A 15,217-nucleotide genomic window follows, 5' to 3' on the forward strand; every position below is an offset into this window, starting at 1 on the left:
CCGCCGGTCGTCACCGGCGGGGGCGTTCCTCTGACTGGCCGAGGGGGGCTCAGGCCAGCAGATCCATGGTGTCCGTCTTCCGCACACTGGAAGGGACGTCGAAAACGAACATGTGGTTGTTTCCCCGGTACGAATCCGTCGGTGTCACTCGTAGCTGACGTCGGACGTCTTGAACTTGCAGCTGGTGCCGTCCGGGCCGCTGCCCAGCTCGGTCGGCTCCTTGCCGGTGTTGTTGCCCTTGAAGCGGACGCACGGCTTGATCTTCTTCTTGGTGTCGCCGTGGATGCGGATCCTGGACAGCGTCGCCGTGTCCCCGTAGTTGGAGTTGATGCCGACGAGCGCCTTGCCCGGCGCGGTCGCGTCGATGTCGCTGAGCACGACCGTGCGCTTGTACTGCGTCTTGCAGTTGCCGCAGGAGCGCACCAGCTTGCCGAAGTTCTCCACCTGGAAGCCGGTCACGGTCAGCGTGCCGGCCCCGTTGAACTGGAGCACCTTGTCGGAGGCCGACTTCGCGCCGCCGCCGATCACCTTGTACGTCGCCGACGAGGACTTGCTCTTGAAGCTCGCCGCGTCCTCGCCGACGTCCAGCCACCACACGTTCTGCAGCGTGCAACTGCCCAGGCAGTGGACGCCGTCCGCGGCCGGGGTACCGATGATCACGTTCTTCAGGACCGCACCGTCCTCGAGCTCGAAGAGCGGGCCCTGGTCCTCGGACTGGTCGGCCGTCCCGAGGTCCCCGCTCCCGGAGAACTTCTTCAGCTTGCCGTCGTACGTGCCCGACACCTCGATCGTCGACGACACGGCCTTGCTGCCCGTGGCCTCGGGCCAGGACGTCGCGGCGCCCGCGGAGGACAGCAGCGACGTCGTGACGAGCGCCCCCGCGGTGAGGCCGAGGGCGGCGGCCGAACCGATCACCGCCCGCCGCTTGGTGACCCGGCGGCGGTGGCGGACGCGCTGTTCAGATGGTGCAGTCATGTACCGATTCCTTGTGTGGCAGGACGTTCTTGCGTCTTCTGGTCGCCACTGGTGAGGAAAGGGTTGCCGGGTCCGCGGATCTTTCTTCACGGACGTTCGCTACGAGTCGCCGTCGTCGGTGACCCGGGCCGCGAAGTCACCACGCACGGCGGACCGTCCGCCGTCCTTGGCGGTGGCCGTCGCCGAGTAGCTGTCGTCCTTCGCGTCCCGGCCGCCGCGGTCGTGGTCGTACTGGCCCGCGAACACCCACTCGCCCGGCCAGACCGTGTGGTCCGGCTTGAGCACCCAGGTGTAGACGAGGAAGCCGCCCTTCTCGACGACCGTCGTCGTGAAGTCGTCCTCGGGCAGCGAACGCCAGGCACCCGCGTCGGTGACCCCGCCGGACTGCCTGATCTTCAACCGGACGGTGAGCGACGTGAGTTGCTCGCTCGTCTTCAGGGTCACATTGCTCTGTGCCCAGAAGTCGTTGCTGTGCGGGTCGACCGAGCCGTCGGACCAGACAGGGCCGTCCGTGTCGCCCTTGGCGGGCGGCCGGTCGGTGGCGGCGGAGCTCTCGGACGTCGGGGTCCCCGAGGGCGGCGAACTCGGCTTCCCGGACGGCTTCGACGTACCGGATCGGTGGGTGGGGTCCGGGGCGAGAGGCGCCCGGCTCGTCGCGTCCGGCGTCGGATCGGGGGTCGGCGAGACCGCGACGGTCTGCTGCGGCGGGGTGTCGTCCTTCACCGCCGAGGCGACCGCGTAGCCGCCCACCGCGAGAACACCCGCGACCGCGGCGGTGGCACCCACGACCCGTGCCCAGCCGAGCAGGGGCGGGCGCGCCGCGCGCGGCGCGGGCCGCCGCTCGCCGGCTCCCGCCATCCCGCGCTCCACCCGGGCCAGGATGCGTGCGCGGTCGGGCTCGTGCGCCTCGGCCGCCTCACGCAGCCCGGCGCGCAGCTCGTCGTGCACGTCCTGCCCCTTCCTCATCGGTCCCTTCCTCCGGCTCCACCCGTGGGCAGCACTCCCGCGTGCACCCGGATCGGGGCCTCGTCGGTGCCGAGAAGCCGCTTCAACTCCGCCATGCCCTTCGACGTCTGGCTCTTCACCGTACCCACGGAAACACCGAGGGCGAGAGCCGTGTCCTTCTCCGAGAGGTCGAAAGCATGCCGCAGAACCACACACGCGCGCTTGCGGAACGGCAGTCTGCGCAGCGCCTCCTGGACATCGACCGTGCCCGGTATATCGGGGTTCTCGGTCTTGTCCTCGCGCTGCGACCAGAAGAGCGTGATCCGCCGGCGCTCGCGCACCGCGCTGCGGATCCGGGTGCGGGCGAGATTGGCGACCACGCCGCGCGCGTACGCCACCGGGTGGTCCGCCGCGCGCACCCGGTCCCAGCGGTGCCACAGGGCGAGCAGCGCATCGGCCGCCAGATCGTCGGCGGCGTCCGGTTCGCCTGTCAACAGGGCTGCCAGACGCGCCAGTTCGGCATAGTGCCGTTCGAAGAAGGCGTGGAATTCCACGGAGGCGGCGTCGTCGACGACCGTGCCCACGGGCGACCTCTCCTCGCTGCGACTCCAGGCACCGGTACAGGTGCCCGCGTATACGGCCCCCGTGTGTCACCCGTGAAGAAACGGTGTCCCCGCGGGGCGAGATCGGGAAGCGTACCAGCGTTCGTACGGGGTCTCGAACGCCGTATGGCCTGCCGAACTCGATTCCGTAACACGGGGAAAACCTGAAAGCGGTTCAACGCGGGAACAATCCAGCCAGCATCCGCACACCAGCACCGCCGGGTACGAGGAGTCTCGCCATGTCCGAAACGCAGCAGGTGACCGACCTGCCAAGTGCCGTGCCCCCAGGGGGGAACGGCATCGACCGGTTCTTCAAGATCTCGGCCCGGGGCTCCACCTTCGGCCGGGAGATACGCGGCGGCTTCGCCACGTTCTTCACCATGGCCTACATCCTTGTCCTGAACCCCATCATCCTGGGCAGCGCCAAGGACAAGTTCGGGCACCAGCTCGACCACGTCCAACTCACCACCGCCACCGCGCTGGTGGCCGCGGTGATGACGGTCGTCATGGGCGTCGGCGGCAACCTCCCGCTCGCGCTCGCCGCGGGCCTCGGCCTCAACGCGGTCGTCGCCTTCCAGATCGCCCCGCTGATGAGCTGGGACGACGCGATGGGCCTGGTCGTCCTCGAAGGTCTGCTGATCTGTGTGCTGGTGGTGACGGGTCTGCGCGAGGCCGTCATGCACGCGATCCCGCAGCCGCTCAAGCAGGCCATCAGCGTCGGTATCGGCCTGTTCATCGCGTTCATCGGCTTCGTCGACGCCGGCTTCGTCAGCCGTGTCCCGGACGTCGCGGGCACCACCGTGCCGGTGCAGCTGGGCGGCACCGGCACGCTGACCGGCTGGCCGGTCCTGGTCTTCTGCCTCGGCGTCCTGCTCACCATCGGGCTGCTCGCGCGCAGGGTCAGGGGCGCCATCCTGATCAGCATCGTGACGATGACGATCGTGGCGATCGTCATCAACTCCGTCGCCGACGTCAAGAACTGGGGACTGACCGTACCGAAGGTCCCCGACGACGTCGTGGCCTCCCCGGACTTCGGCCTGCTCGGCCACTTCAGCCTGTTCGGCGCCTTCGGCGAGACCGGCGCGATCACCGTCGTCCTGCTGGTCTTCACCCTCGTCCTGTCGGACTTCTTCGACACCATGGGCACGGTCGTCGGCATCAGCGCCGAGGCGGGCCTGCTCGACGAGGAGGGCAAGGTGCCGGATCTCGGCCGCGTGCTGCTCATCGACGGCGCGGCGGCGGTCGCGGGCGGCGCCGCCTCCGCCTCCTCCGCGACCTCGTACATCGAGTCGGCGGCGGGCGTCGGCGAGGGCTCACGCACCGGCTTCTCGAACCTGGTCACGGGCGGGCTGTTCGCGTTCGCCCTCTTCCTGACCCCGCTGCTGACGATCGTGCCGATGCAGGCGGCGGCCCCGGCCCTCGTCGCGGTCGGCTTCCTGATGATGACCCAGGTCAAGCACATCGACTGGGACAGGTACGAGATCGCCATCCCCGCGTTCCTGACGATCGCCGTGATGCCGTTCACCTACTCCATCACCAACGGCATCGGCGCCGGCTTCCTCGCCTATGTGCTGATCAAGGCGGTGCTCGGCAAGGCGAAGGAGATCCACTGGCTGCTGTGGGCGACCTCCGCGCTGTTCCTGGTGTACTTCGCGATCGACCCGGTCGAGCAGATCCTCGGCGTGAAGTAGTCCGAGGTGTGCGAAGGGCCGCCCTCCAGGGGAGCGAGGGCGGCCCTTCCGTCTGTGCGCGGCGGTGTCAGTTCTTCAGTGCCGCCCGCATCATCGCCTTCGCGACCGGCGCCGCCAGCCCGTTGCCGCTGACCTCGGAGCGGGCCGCGCCGGACTGCTCCACCATGACCGCGACGGCGACCTCCTTGCTGCTGGAGTCGGACTTCGCGTACGAGGTGAACCAGGCGTACGGCGTCTTGCTGTTGTTCTCGCCGTGCTGGGCCGTGCCCGTCTTGCCGCCCACGGTCGCGCCGGGGATCCGCGCGTTGGTGCCGGTGCCTTCCTCGACGACGGTCTGCATCGCGGACCGCAACTGCTCGGCGGTCGACGAGCCGACGATCTCCTTGGTCTCCGTGCTGTCGTCGTAGTCCTTCAGCACCGTGCCGTCGGCGTCGCTGGTCTGCGACACCATGTGCGGTGAGACCAGCTTGCCGTCGTTCGCTATCGCCGCGGACACCATGGCCATCTGGAGCGGGGTCGCGGTCACATCGAACTGGCCGATGCCCGACAGACCGGTCTGCGCCTTGTCCATGTCCGAGGGATAGACACTCGGGTACGCCCGCACCGGCACGTCCTGCGACGTGTCGTTGAAGCCGAACTTCTCCGCCATCGCCCTGACCTTGTCCTGGCCCAGGTCGACGGCCATCTTCGCGAAGACGTTGTTGCACGAGTACTGGAGCGCGACACGGATCGAGGCGTTCTCGCAGGGCGCCGAGGCGTTCTCGTTCGCCAGGACCTGGGTCGTGCCCGGCAGCGTGTACGGGTTCGGACTGTCCGTGTCCTTGTCCACCGACGAGTAGAGCCCGTCCTCCAGGGCGGCGGCCGCGACGACCAGCTTGAAGGTCGAACCCGGCGGCAGCGGCTGGCGCAGTGCCCGGTTCGTCATCGGCTTGTCGGCGTCCTCGGTCAGCTTCTTCCACGCGGCGGAGTTGCCGGCGCTGAACGTCGAGGGGTCGTACGACGGGGTGGAGACGGCCGCGAGGATCTTGCCGGTCTTCGGATCGATCGCGACGGCGGCACCCTTGTTGTCACCGAGTGCCCGATATGCGGCCTTCTGTACGTCCGGGTCGATCGTGGTGACCACGTCGCCCGGGTCGGCGCGCTTGTTGGTGATCGTGTCGAGCGGGTTCTTCAGCTGGTTGTCCGTGCCGTCGAGCAGGTTCTGGTAGATGCCTTCGAGCTGGGTCGCCCCGAACACCTGCGAGCTGTAGCCCGTCACGGCCGCGTACAGACTGCCGTCCGTGTACGTCCGCTTGTACGCGAGGTCGCTGCCCTTCGTCCGTGCGGAACCGGTGATCGCGTCGCCGGCCACGATGATGTTCCCGAGCGGGTTCGCGTACAGCTCGATCGCGTTCCGCCGGTTGTCCTTGTTGTCCGCGAGTGCCTTGCCGTCGTAGAACTGCACCCAGGTGGCCCTGACCAGCAGGGCCAGCACGAGCAGCAGTGTGAAGACGGCGGCACGCCTGATCGTCTTGTTCATCCCGCTCAGAAGGACGAGCGGGACGGGGTCGATCGTTCCCTTCCGCCCGGTTTTCTCATGTGCCGTTCATGAAGCCGGGCGCACGCGCGTGTGCCGTTCGTGAAGCCGGGCGCACGCGCGGTCACAGCCTGCGCGTCGCCAGTGTCAGCCGGTCCCGCGCGTCGAACAGCGCGTCCTTCACCATCTGCTCGTGCGCCGGGGTCAGCCGCGCCACCGGCACCGAGCAGCTGATCGCGTCGCGGGCCGGGGTGCGGTACGGGATCGCCACGCCGAAGCAGCGCAGGCCCAGCGTGTTCTCCTCGCGGTCCACCGCGAAGCCCTGGTCGCGGACCTGGCGCAGCTCCTCGATGAGCTTCTCGCGGTCCGTGATCGTGTGCTCGGTGAGGGCCGGGAGCGTCTCCGGGAGCATCTTGCGGACCTGCTCGTCGGTGTGCGTGGCCAGCAGCGCCTTGCCGAGCGAGGTGGAGTGCGCGGGCAGGCGGCGGCCCACCCGGGTGAACGGGCGCAGATAGTGCTGCGACTGGCGCGTGGCCAGGTAGACGACGTTCGTGCCGTCCAGGCGCGCCAGGTGGATCGTCTCCGTCGTGTCGTCGGAGAGGCGGTCCAGCGTCGGACGCGCCGCCGCGACGACCTCGTCGCCGTCGATGTACGACGTGCCGACCAGCAGCGCCCGTACGCCGATGCCGTACCGCGTGCCCGTCGCGTCCGTCTCCACCCAGCCCAGCTCCACGAGCGTGCGCAGCAGCATGTACAGGCTCGACTTGGGGTAGCCCACCGCCTCCTGCACGGCGGCCAGGGAGTGCATGCCGGGGCGTCCGGCGAAGTACTCGAGCAACTCAACCGTCCGTACCGCGGACTTGACCTGCGCCCCGCCGCCCGTCTCGCCTGCCGACATCGCCCTTGACCCCTTCGTTGGACGGGAAATAGTCTCGCATCAATTCATCATCCGAGACAGCGTTCAGTATATCGAACGTCTCCGCTGGATGACGTAAGAACTGCGGCATGAACATCTGGAGGGACCCGCGGTGGCAGCAGCACCAGTCTGGAGTGTCGACCCCCGAACCGGGAAGCAGCGTGAACAGGTTGCGGTGGAGGCCACGGCCCAGGAGGTGGACCAGGTGGTCCGCGCCGCACACGCCGCGCGCCCGTCCCTCGCCGACCGCACCGTCCGCGCCGCGTTCCTGCGCACCGCCGCGGACCAGCTGGAGGCCGCCAAGGACCAGCTCGTCGAGGCCGCCGACGCGGAGACCGCGCTCGGCCCGGTCCGGCTCACCGGTGAACTCGCCCGCACCTGCTACCAGCTGCGCGCGTTCGCGGACATCGTCGACGAGGGCGCCTTCCTCGACATCGTGATCAACCACCCGGACGACACCGCGACCCCGCCGATCCCCGACCTGCGCCGCTACAAGGTGCCGCTCGGCGTCGTCGCCGTCTACGCCGCCTCCAACTTCCCCTTCGCCTTCTCGGTCCCCGGCGGCGACACGGCGAGCGCGCTCGCGGCCGGCTGCCCGGTCGTCGTCAAGGCCCACCCCGACCACCCGGGGCTGTCCGAGCTGGTCGCGTCCGTCCTGCGCCGGGCCGCCGCCGAGCACGGCATCCCGGCCGGTGTCCTCGGCCTCCTGCACGGCTTCGAGGCGGGCGTCGAGCTGGTCAAGCACCCGCTGGTCGCCGCGGCCGGCTTCACCGGTTCCGTACGCGGCGGCCGGGCCCTCTTCGACGCGGCGGCGGCGCGCCCCACGCCGATCCCCTTCCACGGCGAGCTCGGCTCCCTGAACCCGGTGGTGATCACCGAGGCGGCGGCGGCCGAGCGGGCCGAGGCGATCGGCGCGGGGCTCGCGGGTTCGATGACGCTGGGCGTCGGCCAGTTCTGCGTCAAGCCGGGCCTGGTCCTCGCGCCCGCGGGAGCGGCGGGCGACCGCCTGGTGAAGTCCCTCACGGACGCCGTCAGCGACACCGACGCCGGGGTCCTCCTGGACCACCGCATGCGCGACAACTTCATCGCCGGTGTCGCCGAGCGCGCCGGACTCCCCGGCGTGGAGGCCCCCGTGACGCCGGGCTCGGGCGGCGAGCACTCGGTGAGCCCGGGCTTCCTGACGGTGCCGGCCGAGAAGCTGGCGGCACCGGGCGCGCACGACCTGCTCCTGGAGGAGTGCTTCGGTCCGCTGACGGTCGTCGTCCGCTACGAGGACGACGCCGAGGCGGGCGCGGTGCTGTCCCGGCTGCCGGGCAACCTCACGGCGACGGTCCATCTCTCCGAAGAGGAGTCGGCGGGCGAGGGCCGCGGCGCGGAGATCCTGGCGGAACTGACGCCGCTCGCGGGGCGCGTGCTGGTCAACGGCTGGCCGACGGGGGTCGCGGTGGCCCCGGCCCAGCACCACGGCGGTCCGTACCCGGCGACGACGTCCACGTCGACTTCGGTGGGCGGGACGGCGATCGAGCGGTGGCTGCGGCCGGTGGCGTACCAGGGGGTGCCGGAGGCGCTGCTGCCGGTGGAGCTCCGCGACGGGAATCAGCTGGGGTTGCCGCGACGCATTGACGGCCGTCCGGAACGCTGAGAGCTCTTCGCGAAGCGCCGTTGGGCGTGGGGGCGTTCGCGGACTGCGGGTCCGTTGTGGCTGGTCGCGCCCACGCGGCGGAGCCGCACGAGCACAGCCCCGCGCCCCTTTCAGGGGCGCTTCAGTGGGCCTGGGACAATCATCGGATGGACGTGGAACTTCCCGAACTCCCTTTCCCCCTGCGCACTTACGGGCCGGACGGTAACTGGTCCTACGAGGACGGTGTGCTCACCGGCTGGGCGGGCGCACGTCAGGACCGTTTCGTGCCGCCCACCGGTGAGGCACTCGACCCCGCCGCCGACGCGCCCCGGCTGCTGGGGGCGCCGGAGGGCGACTTCCAGCTGATCGCCCGGGTCACGGTGGGCTTCGCCGCCTCCTTCGACGCGGGAGTGCTCTACGTGCACGTGGGCGAGCGGGCCTGGGCGAAGCTCTGCCTGGAGTACTCCCCGGACGTGCCCACGGTCTGCACGGTCGTCACCCGTGGACACTCCGACGACGCGAACTCCTTCACCGTGGAGGGCAGTTCGGTCTGGCTGCGGATCAGCCGCACGGGCCGGGCCTTCGCCTTCCACGCCTCCCGCGACGGCGAGCACTGGACGTTCGTCCGCCTCTTCACGCTCGCCGACGAGGGACCGGCCTCGGCGGCACTGGTCGGCTTCATGGCGCAGTCCCCGGTCGGCGAGGGCTGCGTGGTCACCTTCGACCACCTCGCCTACCGGGACTCCTGGCCGCAGGGGCTAAGAGACGGCAGCTGAGCCGCGCAGCCGGAAGGTCGCCGTCGCGGTCAGGGCGAGCAGGGCGGCGGCGAGCGCGAGACTCACCCGGAGGCCCGAGCCGAAGCCGCCGGAGACCAGGGAGCCGAACGCCGCGATGGCCAGGCCGCCGGCCACCTGGCGGGCCGAGTTGAGGACGCCGGCCGCCAGCCCCGCCCGGTCCGCGGGCACCGCGTCCATCATCGTCGCCGTCAGCGGCGGGATGGTGAGCGCGCAGCCCAGGGCCATCGGGACGAGCAGTACGGCCACCAGCGCCGGGGGAGTCGACGCGTCGACGAACAGCAGGACCAGCAGGCCCGCTGCCGCCAGCGACTGCCCCAGCAGCATCGGCAGCCGGGCTCCGTAGCGGCCCGACAGCTTCCCCGCCGCGATGTTCGTCACCGCGATCAGCCCCGTCATCGGCAGGAACATCAGCCCCGCGGACAGCGCGGACCGCCCCTGCGCCTGCTGGAAGAAGAGCGAGAACAGGAACACCACCCCGTAGAAGGCCACGCTGCACGCCGCGCCGGCGGCGACCGCCACCGACACCGTCCGGCTGCGGAACAGACCGAGCGGGACGACCGGGTACGCCTGCCGGGCCTCGATCCGGACGAAGAGGACGGCCGCCGTCACCGCCACGGCCAGCGCGATCAGCCCCCCGGCGCCGCCCTCGATCACCGCGAACGTCAGCGCCGTGAGCGCCACGACCGCCGTCAGCTGGCCCGGCAGATCCAACGGCGCGGGCCGGCGCTCCGAGCGCGGCGCCCGCAGCAGGAGGACGAGCGCCAGCGCACCCAGGGGCAGGTTGATGAAGAAGATGCCCCGCCAGTCCCACGCCGTCGTCAGCGCGCCGCCCGCCACCGGACCCAGCGCCACCGCCACCGAGCCGCCCGCCGCCCACAGCGCCACCGCTCGCGCCCGGCGTGCCGCGTCCGGGTACGCCTGCCGCACCAGCGCCAGCGAGGCCGGCAGCACCACGGCCGCCGCCACCCCCTGCGCCACCCGGGCGCCGATCAGCACCGGCAGGCCGGGCGCGAGCCCGCACGCCGCCGAGGCCAGGGTGAACACGGCGATCCCGATCCCGTAGGCCCGGCTCGCCCCGGCCCGGTCCGCGAACGCTCCGGTGGACAGCATCAGCGCCGCGAAGGCGAGGGTGTACGCGTCCACGACCCACTGGAGCCCGGACATCCCGCCCCCGAACGCCGAGCCGATCGACGGAAGGGCCACGTTCACGACGGACGCGTCGAGGGTGATCAGCGCGAAGCCGAGGAGTGCGGCGGCGAGGGTGAGCGAGGGAGAGGTGTGGTGCTCCAACTCGCTTGTGGCAGAGGTGAGTCGGGGGTCCGTCGGGGGAGTTTCCGTGGTCGGGTTCGTAGCCATGCCCTCCATGCTGCTGATCTCCGGCGGCGTACAGTAGTGGCCGGAATGACATATGACCGGAGGTTCTGGCCATGGCCCGATCCACGTCCCCGGCCCGGGGTGTCCGCCGGATCGCCGTCGTCGCGGCGTCCCCCGTCTCGATGTTCAACCTCGCCATCCCCGAGCTGCTGTTCGAGAAGGTCGAGATCGACGGCGCTCCGGGCTACGAGGTGACCATCTGCGCCCCGGAGCCGGGCCCGGTGCCCACCACCGGCGGCCTCGACCTGTACGTCCGGCACGGGCTCGACGCCGTACGGGACGCGGACACGGTGCTCGTCGCGGGCACCGGGCTGCGCTACACGCCCGACCCGCGCACGGTGGACGCCGTCCGCGAGGCCGCCGCCGACGGCAAGCGGATCGCGTCCATCTGCAGCGGCGCCTTCGCACTCGCCGAGGCGGGGCTGCTCGCGGGCCGCCGGGCCACCACCTACTGGGGACAGGCCGAGGAACTGCGCAAGCGGTACCCGTCCGTCGACCTCAAGGGCGATGTCCTGTACGTGCAGGACGGCCCGATCATGACCTCCTCCGGGTACGCCGCCGGAATCGACCTGTGCCTCCACATCATCCGCACCGACTACGGCGCCGCCGCCGCGAACCGGGTGGCCCGGCTCGCCCTCGTCGCGCCCGTGCGCCCCGGCGGCCAGACCCAGTTCACCCAGACCCCGCTGCCGCCCGAGCGCGGCACCGCCTGCGCCGACACCCGCGGCTGGGCCATGCGTCACCTCGACAGTCCGCTCACGCTCACCGACCTGGCCCGGCACGCGGGCGTCAGCGTGCGTACCCTCACCCGGCGCTTCCACGCGGAGAGCGGGGTCAGCCCCCTTCAGTGGCTGCTCCACCAGCGCATCGAGCGGGCCAAGGAACTCCTGGAGACGACCACGCTCCCGATGGACCAGGTGGCCCGCGCCTCGGGCCTGGGCACCGCCGACTCGCTCCGCGGCCATCTGGTGCGCCGCACGGGACTGACCCCGAGCGCCTACCGCACCCAGTTCAGCCGCCTGGGAAGCGGACCGGGACCGGGAATGGAACAAGCCGCTTGAACGTTCACGCAAGCGGCGGAGGGAGGCTCCGTCACCCTTCCGACCTGGAGAGAAGCCGAAGAATGCGCGTCGAGATCTGGAGCGACATCGCCTGCCCCTGGTGCTACGTGGGCAAGGCCCGCTTCGAGAAGGCGCTCGAAGCCTTTCCGCACCGCGACGACGTCGAGGTGGTGCACCGCTCCTTCGAGCTCGACCCGAACCGCGCCAAGGGCGACATCCAGCCCGTCCTCACGATGCTGACCAAGAAGTACGGCATGAGCGAGGCGCAGGCCCAGGCCGGCGAGGACAACCTGGGCGCGCAGGCCGCCGCCGAGGGACTGGACTACCGCACCCGGGACCGCGACCACGGCAACACCTTCGACATGCACCGCCTGCTGCACTTCGCCAAGGAGCAGGGCAGGCAGGACGAGCTGATCGGGCTCCTGTACCGGGCGAACTTCGCCGAGGAGCGCTCCGTCTTCGACGACGACGAGCGGCTCGTCGAGCTGGCCGTCGCCGCCGGTCTCGACGCGGAGGCCGCCCGCACGGTCCTCGCCGACCCGGCCGCGTACGCCGACGAGGTCCGCGCCGACGAGCGGGAGGCCGCGGAGCTGGGGGCGAGCGGTGTCCCCTTCTTCGTCCTCGACCGCGCCTACGGTGTCTCCGGCGCCCAGCCCGCAGAGGTCTTCGCCCAGGCCCTGAAGCAGGCGTGGGGGGACCGGCCGCCGCTCACGCTCATCCAGGACAGTGGTGACGCCCAGGCGTGCGGTCCCGACGGCTGCGCCGTGCCGCAGGGCTGAGGACCCCGGGAAACCGCAGGTCGGAGCGGACCTGTAAGCGATCCTTGGGGGAACCACGTAAAACTCCGCAATGGACGGGGGGTTCGCGGGGCCGCAGAGTGGTCCCATGGAGACCTTCGAGCCCCTCGTCCGTGCCGAGTTCGCCCCGAAGAACACCTACCTGAACACCGCGAGCACCGGCCTCGTACCGGCCCGCACAGTGGCGGCCATGCGCGTCGCCGTGGAGTCGGCCGCCGCCGGGCAGCCGACCGACATGTTCGCGGACGTCGAGGCGGCACGCGCCTCCTTCGCCCGGCTGACCGGGGTACCCGTCCGCCGGGTGGCGGCCGGGGCCTCGGTCGCGGTCTACAGCGGGCTGATCGCCGCCTCGCTGCCGGAGGGCGCCGAAGTCCTCACCGCCGAGGCCGACTTCAGCTCCGTCGTGAACCCCTTCCACATCCGCCGCGACCTCAAGGTGCGCGCCGTCCCGCTGGAGGGCCTCGCCGAGTCGGTGCGCCCCGGCACGGCGCTCGTCGCGGTCAGCGCCGCCCAGTCCGCCGACGGCCGGGTCGCCGACCTGCCGGCCGTCCGCGCGGCCGCCCGCGCGCACGGCGCCCGTACGTACATCGACGCATCCCAGGCCACCGGCTGGCTGCAGATCGACGCGGACGCCTACGACTACGTCTCCTCCGTCGCCTTCAAGTGGCTCGTCTGTCCGCGCGGCGTGGCCTTCCTGGTCGTCCCGGAGGACCTCGGCGGCCTCACCCCGCTGTTCGCCGGCTGGGTCGCGGGACAGGCGCCGTGGGACAGCTGTTACGGGCCCGTCGAGGAACTCGCCCACTCCGCACGGCGGTTCGACGAGAGCCCCGCCCTCTTCTCGTACGCGGGCGCCCGCCACTCCCTCGCGCTGATCGAGGAACTGGGCGTGGAGAACGTACGGGCCCATGACCTCGCACTCGCCGACCGCTTCCGTACCGGCCTCGCGTCCCTCGGCCACGAACCGGTCCCCGCACCACACGCGCCGATCGTGTCCGTGCCCGGCCTCGGCGACCGGCAGCCGGCCCTCAGCCGCGCCGGAGTCGAAGTCTCCGACCGCGCGGGCAACCTGAGGGCGGCCTTCCACCTCTACAACACGCCCGCCGACGTCGACCGGCTCCTTGATGTCCTGTCGGGCCTGTCCGGCCGCCCCCTGGCGTAGCGCCCCCGGGGACGCCAGGAAGGCACCACGAGGCGGTGGTGCCCGTGGAGTCGACGGCCGACACAGCCGCAGGACCGCCCGCCGACGCGGAACTGCGTCGGCGGCTGGTGTACGGGGACGAGTCCGCGCTGGGCGAGGCGTACGCCGCGTACGGGGCGCTCGTCCGGCGGGTGGCCCGGCGCGTCACCCGCAGCCCGGCCGCCGCCGAGGACGTGGCGCAGGAGGTCTTCGCCCAGCTGTGGAGCAGGCCGTACGCGTTCGACGCGCGCCGCGGCTCGCTGCGCACCTGGCTGTCCGGGGGACACGGGAGCCGCGGCCGGCGTACTGGCGCGGGCGGCTTCGCTGGGCTGGCTGTAGAGCCTGGCTGCAGACACAGCACGGCCCGGGTTCTCCCGCCCCATGGGAGAACCCGGGCCGTGCCGGGCGGCGGTCACCGCACCGGCGTGAAGTCCCGCGCCCCGATGAACTCCGGACGCCGTACCGGCGCCGAGAACGGCTCCACCGCCGTGTTCTCCACGCTGTTGAACACGATGAACACATTGCTGCGCGGGAAGGGTGTGATGTTGTCCCCGGAGCCGTGCAGGCAGTTGCAGTCGAACCAGGTCGCCGAACCGGCCCGGCCCGTGAAGAGCCGGATGCCGTGCCGGTCCGCGAACTTGGTCAGCGCCTCGTCGGAGGGCGTGCCCGCGTCCTGCATCTGGAGCGACTTCTTGTAGTTGTCCTTCGGGGTGGCCCCGGCACACCCGAGGAACGTCTTGTGCGACCCCGGCATGATCATGAGGCCGCCGTTGGTGTCGTAGTTCTCGGTCAGCGCGATCGAGACGGACACCGTGCGCATGTTGGGCAGGCCGTCCTCGGCGTGCCAGGTCTCGAAGTCCGAGTGCCAGTAGAAGCCGCTGGCCCCGAAGCCGGGCTTGACGTTGATCCGGGACTGGTGGACGTACACGTCCGAGCCGAGGATCTGCCGTGCCCGCCCCACCACGCGCTCGTCGCGCACGAGCTGGGCGAAGATCTCGCTGATCTTGTGCACCTCGAAGACCGACCGGATCTCCTGCGACTGCGGTTCCACGATGGAGCGCTCGTCGGCGCGCACCGCGGGGTCGTGGATCAGGCGTTCCAACTCGGCGTGGTAGAGCGCGACTTCGTCATCACCGATGAGCTGCGGGACGGCGAGGAAGCCGTCGTGCTCGTACGACTGGAGGTCGGCCGCCGTGATGGGGCCCGGTGTGTCCGGCGTGCCCCACAGGACCGGGTCCTGGCGGGGGACCGACACCTCGGCGGCGCCGCGGCTCGGGTACAGGTCGGTGATCGTGGTCATGGGGCTCAGACCTCCTCGGGTTCGGTCAGCAGCGGGTAGACGCCGTTCTCGTCGTGGTCCTCCCGTCCGGTGACGGGAGGGTTGAAGACGCAGACGCACCGGAAGTCGGTCTTGGGGCGCATGGTGTGGCGCTCGTGGCCGTCCAGCAGGTACATCGTCCCCGGCGTGATCCAGTGCTTCTCGCCGGTCTCGTCATCGGTCAGTTCGGCCTCGCCCTCCACGCAGAGCACGGCCTCGATGTGGTTCGCGTACCACATCGACGTCTCGGTACCCGCGTACAGGACGGTCTCGTGCAGCGAGAAGCCGACCTTCTCCTTGGCGAGGACGATGCGCTTGCTCTCCCAGGTGCCGGACGCGGCCTTCACATGCCGGTCGGTGCCTTCGATGTCCTTGAACGAACGGACTATCACGGTGGTGCGATGCCTCTCTCTCGTGCTCTCGGGTG

The 15,217-nt window shown here is 71.0% G+C and carries 14 protein-coding genes and 1 pseudogene; 7 read left to right on the forward strand and 8 right to left on the reverse strand.

Annotation, left to right across the window (positions count from 1 at the left end; translation table 11 throughout):
- Nucleotides 1–144: 144 nt before the first annotated feature.
- From GTY58_RS33175 to GTY58_RS33185, 3 genes are all read right to left on the reverse strand, one after another.
- Nucleotides 145–975 carry a pectate lyase gene (locus GTY58_RS33175; RefSeq protein ID WP_010987783.1) on the reverse strand — a complete coding sequence of 277 codons (831 nt, stop codon included), beginning with the start codon at nt 973–975 and terminating at the stop codon, nt 145–147.
- 99 nt (nt 976–1,074) lie between these two features.
- Nucleotides 1,075–1,941, reverse strand: coding sequence for a hypothetical protein (locus tag GTY58_RS33180; RefSeq protein ID WP_010987784.1), 867 nt, complete (start codon nt 1,939–1,941; stop codon nt 1,075–1,077).
- Nucleotides 1,938–2,504, reverse strand: a complete 567-nt coding sequence (locus tag GTY58_RS33185; RefSeq protein ID WP_010987785.1) for a SigE family RNA polymerase sigma factor — start codon at nt 2,502–2,504, stop codon at nt 1,938–1,940. Before GTY58_RS33185 ends, GTY58_RS33180 begins: the two co-directional genes overlap by 4 nt.
- A 257-nt stretch (nt 2,505–2,761) precedes the next feature.
- Here GTY58_RS33185 and GTY58_RS33190 point away from each other — a divergent pair, with 257 nt between their 5' ends.
- The gene (locus tag GTY58_RS33190) at nt 2,762–4,213 is read left to right on the forward strand and encodes an NCS2 family permease (RefSeq protein WP_010987786.1); all 1,452 of its coding nucleotides are present in this window, start codon (nt 2,762–2,764) and stop codon (nt 4,211–4,213) included.
- Between the two features lie 67 nt (nt 4,214–4,280).
- On the opposite strand, the gene GTY58_RS33195 is transcribed toward GTY58_RS33190, so the two are convergent.
- Together GTY58_RS33195 and GTY58_RS33200 are read right to left on the reverse strand one after the other, a co-directional pair.
- Complete coding sequence (locus GTY58_RS33195; RefSeq protein WP_010987787.1) at nt 4,281–5,732, reverse strand: penicillin-binding transpeptidase domain-containing protein; 1,452 nt, start codon at nt 5,730–5,732, stop codon at nt 4,281–4,283.
- A 121-nt stretch (nt 5,733–5,853) separates the two neighbouring features.
- Nucleotides 5,854–6,627: an IclR family transcriptional regulator gene (locus GTY58_RS33200; RefSeq protein WP_010987788.1), complete on the reverse strand. Its 774-nt coding sequence runs from the start codon at nt 6,625–6,627 to the stop codon at nt 5,854–5,856.
- Nucleotides 6,628–6,757: 130 nt separating this feature from the next.
- Here GTY58_RS33200 and GTY58_RS33205 point away from each other — a divergent pair, with 130 nt between their 5' ends.
- Nucleotides 6,758–8,287: an aldehyde dehydrogenase (NADP(+)) gene (locus tag GTY58_RS33205; protein WP_010987789.1), complete on the forward strand. Its 1,530-nt coding sequence runs from the start codon at nt 6,758–6,760 to the stop codon at nt 8,285–8,287.
- 146 nt (nt 8,288–8,433) lie between these two features.
- On the forward strand, nt 8,434–9,042 hold the full coding sequence (locus tag GTY58_RS33210; protein WP_010987790.1) for a DUF1349 domain-containing protein: 609 nt from the start codon (nt 8,434–8,436) through the stop codon (nt 9,040–9,042).
- Here the strand turns inward: GTY58_RS33210 and GTY58_RS33215 are convergent.
- Nucleotides 9,025–10,419, reverse strand: coding sequence for an MFS transporter (locus tag GTY58_RS33215; RefSeq protein WP_037646966.1), 1,395 nt, complete (start codon nt 10,417–10,419; stop codon nt 9,025–9,027). The genes GTY58_RS33210 and GTY58_RS33215 overlap by 18 nt on opposite strands.
- A 71-nt stretch (nt 10,420–10,490) precedes the next feature.
- Between GTY58_RS33215 and GTY58_RS33220 the strand changes: the two genes are divergently transcribed.
- The 4 genes and pseudogenes from GTY58_RS33220 to GTY58_RS33235 all read left to right on the forward strand — a co-directional run.
- A complete protein-coding gene (locus GTY58_RS33220; protein ID WP_010987792.1) occupies nt 10,491–11,498 on the forward strand; it encodes a helix-turn-helix domain-containing protein in 1,008 nt (335 codons plus the stop codon).
- A gap of 62 nt (nt 11,499–11,560) precedes the next feature.
- A complete protein-coding gene (locus GTY58_RS33225; RefSeq protein WP_010987793.1) occupies nt 11,561–12,277 on the forward strand; it encodes a DsbA family oxidoreductase in 717 nt (238 codons plus the stop codon).
- Nucleotides 12,278–12,383: 106 nt separating this feature from the next.
- On the forward strand, nt 12,384–13,454 hold the full coding sequence (locus GTY58_RS33230) for an aminotransferase class V-fold PLP-dependent enzyme (protein ID WP_037646865.1): 1,071 nt from the start codon (nt 12,384–12,386) through the stop codon (nt 13,452–13,454).
- A 44-nt stretch (nt 13,455–13,498) separates the two neighbouring features.
- Nucleotides 13,499–13,750: pseudogene (locus tag GTY58_RS33235) on the forward strand (sigma factor); the annotation flags it as partial.
- A gap of 134 nt (nt 13,751–13,884) precedes the next feature.
- On the opposite strand, the gene thpD reads toward GTY58_RS33235, so the two are convergent.
- Nucleotides 13,885–14,772, reverse strand: coding sequence for an ectoine hydroxylase (thpD, locus tag GTY58_RS33240; protein ID WP_037646868.1), 888 nt, complete (start codon nt 14,770–14,772; stop codon nt 13,885–13,887).
- 5 nt (nt 14,773–14,777) lie between these two features.
- Nucleotides 14,778–15,182 (reverse strand): ectoine synthase, encoded by a 405-nt coding sequence (locus GTY58_RS33245; protein ID WP_010987796.1) that lies wholly within the window; start codon nt 15,180–15,182, stop codon nt 14,778–14,780.
- Nucleotides 15,183–15,217: the final 35 nt, after the last annotated feature.

The sequence above is a fragment of the Streptomyces sp. SID5469 genome, from assembly GCF_009862865.1.
Taxonomy (GTDB): domain Bacteria; phylum Actinomycetota; class Actinomycetes; order Streptomycetales; family Streptomycetaceae; genus Streptomyces; species Streptomyces avermitilis.

Excerpts from the sequence above, each read along its gene's own strand:
- GTY58_RS33215 (WP_037646966.1), bottom strand. The coding sequence starts at position 10,419 with ATGGCTACGAACCCGACCACGGAAACTCCCCCGACGGACCCCCGACTC.
- GTY58_RS33190 (WP_010987786.1), top strand. The coding sequence starts at position 2,762 with ATGTCCGAAACGCAGCAGGTGACCGACCTGCCAAGTGCCGTGCCCCCA.
- GTY58_RS33210 (WP_010987790.1), top strand. The coding sequence starts at position 8,434 with ATGGACGTGGAACTTCCCGAACTCCCTTTCCCCCTGCGCACTTACGGG.
- GTY58_RS33225 (WP_010987793.1), top strand. The coding sequence starts at position 11,561 with ATGCGCGTCGAGATCTGGAGCGACATCGCCTGCCCCTGGTGCTACGTG.
- GTY58_RS33220 (WP_010987792.1), top strand. The coding sequence starts at position 10,491 with ATGGCCCGATCCACGTCCCCGGCCCGGGGTGTCCGCCGGATCGCCGTC.
- GTY58_RS33200 (WP_010987788.1), bottom strand. The coding sequence starts at position 6,627 with ATGTCGGCAGGCGAGACGGGCGGCGGGGCGCAGGTCAAGTCCGCGGTA.
- GTY58_RS33195 (WP_010987787.1), bottom strand. The coding sequence starts at position 5,732 with ATGAACAAGACGATCAGGCGTGCCGCCGTCTTCACACTGCTGCTCGTG.
- thpD (WP_037646868.1), bottom strand. The coding sequence starts at position 14,772 with ATGACCACGATCACCGACCTGTACCCGAGCCGCGGCGCCGCCGAGGTG.
- GTY58_RS33175 (WP_010987783.1), bottom strand. The coding sequence starts at position 975 with ATGACTGCACCATCTGAACAGCGCGTCCGCCACCGCCGCCGGGTCACC.
- GTY58_RS33230 (WP_037646865.1), top strand. The coding sequence starts at position 12,384 with ATGGAGACCTTCGAGCCCCTCGTCCGTGCCGAGTTCGCCCCGAAGAAC.
- GTY58_RS33180 (WP_010987784.1), bottom strand. The coding sequence starts at position 1,941 with ATGAGGAAGGGGCAGGACGTGCACGACGAGCTGCGCGCCGGGCTGCGT.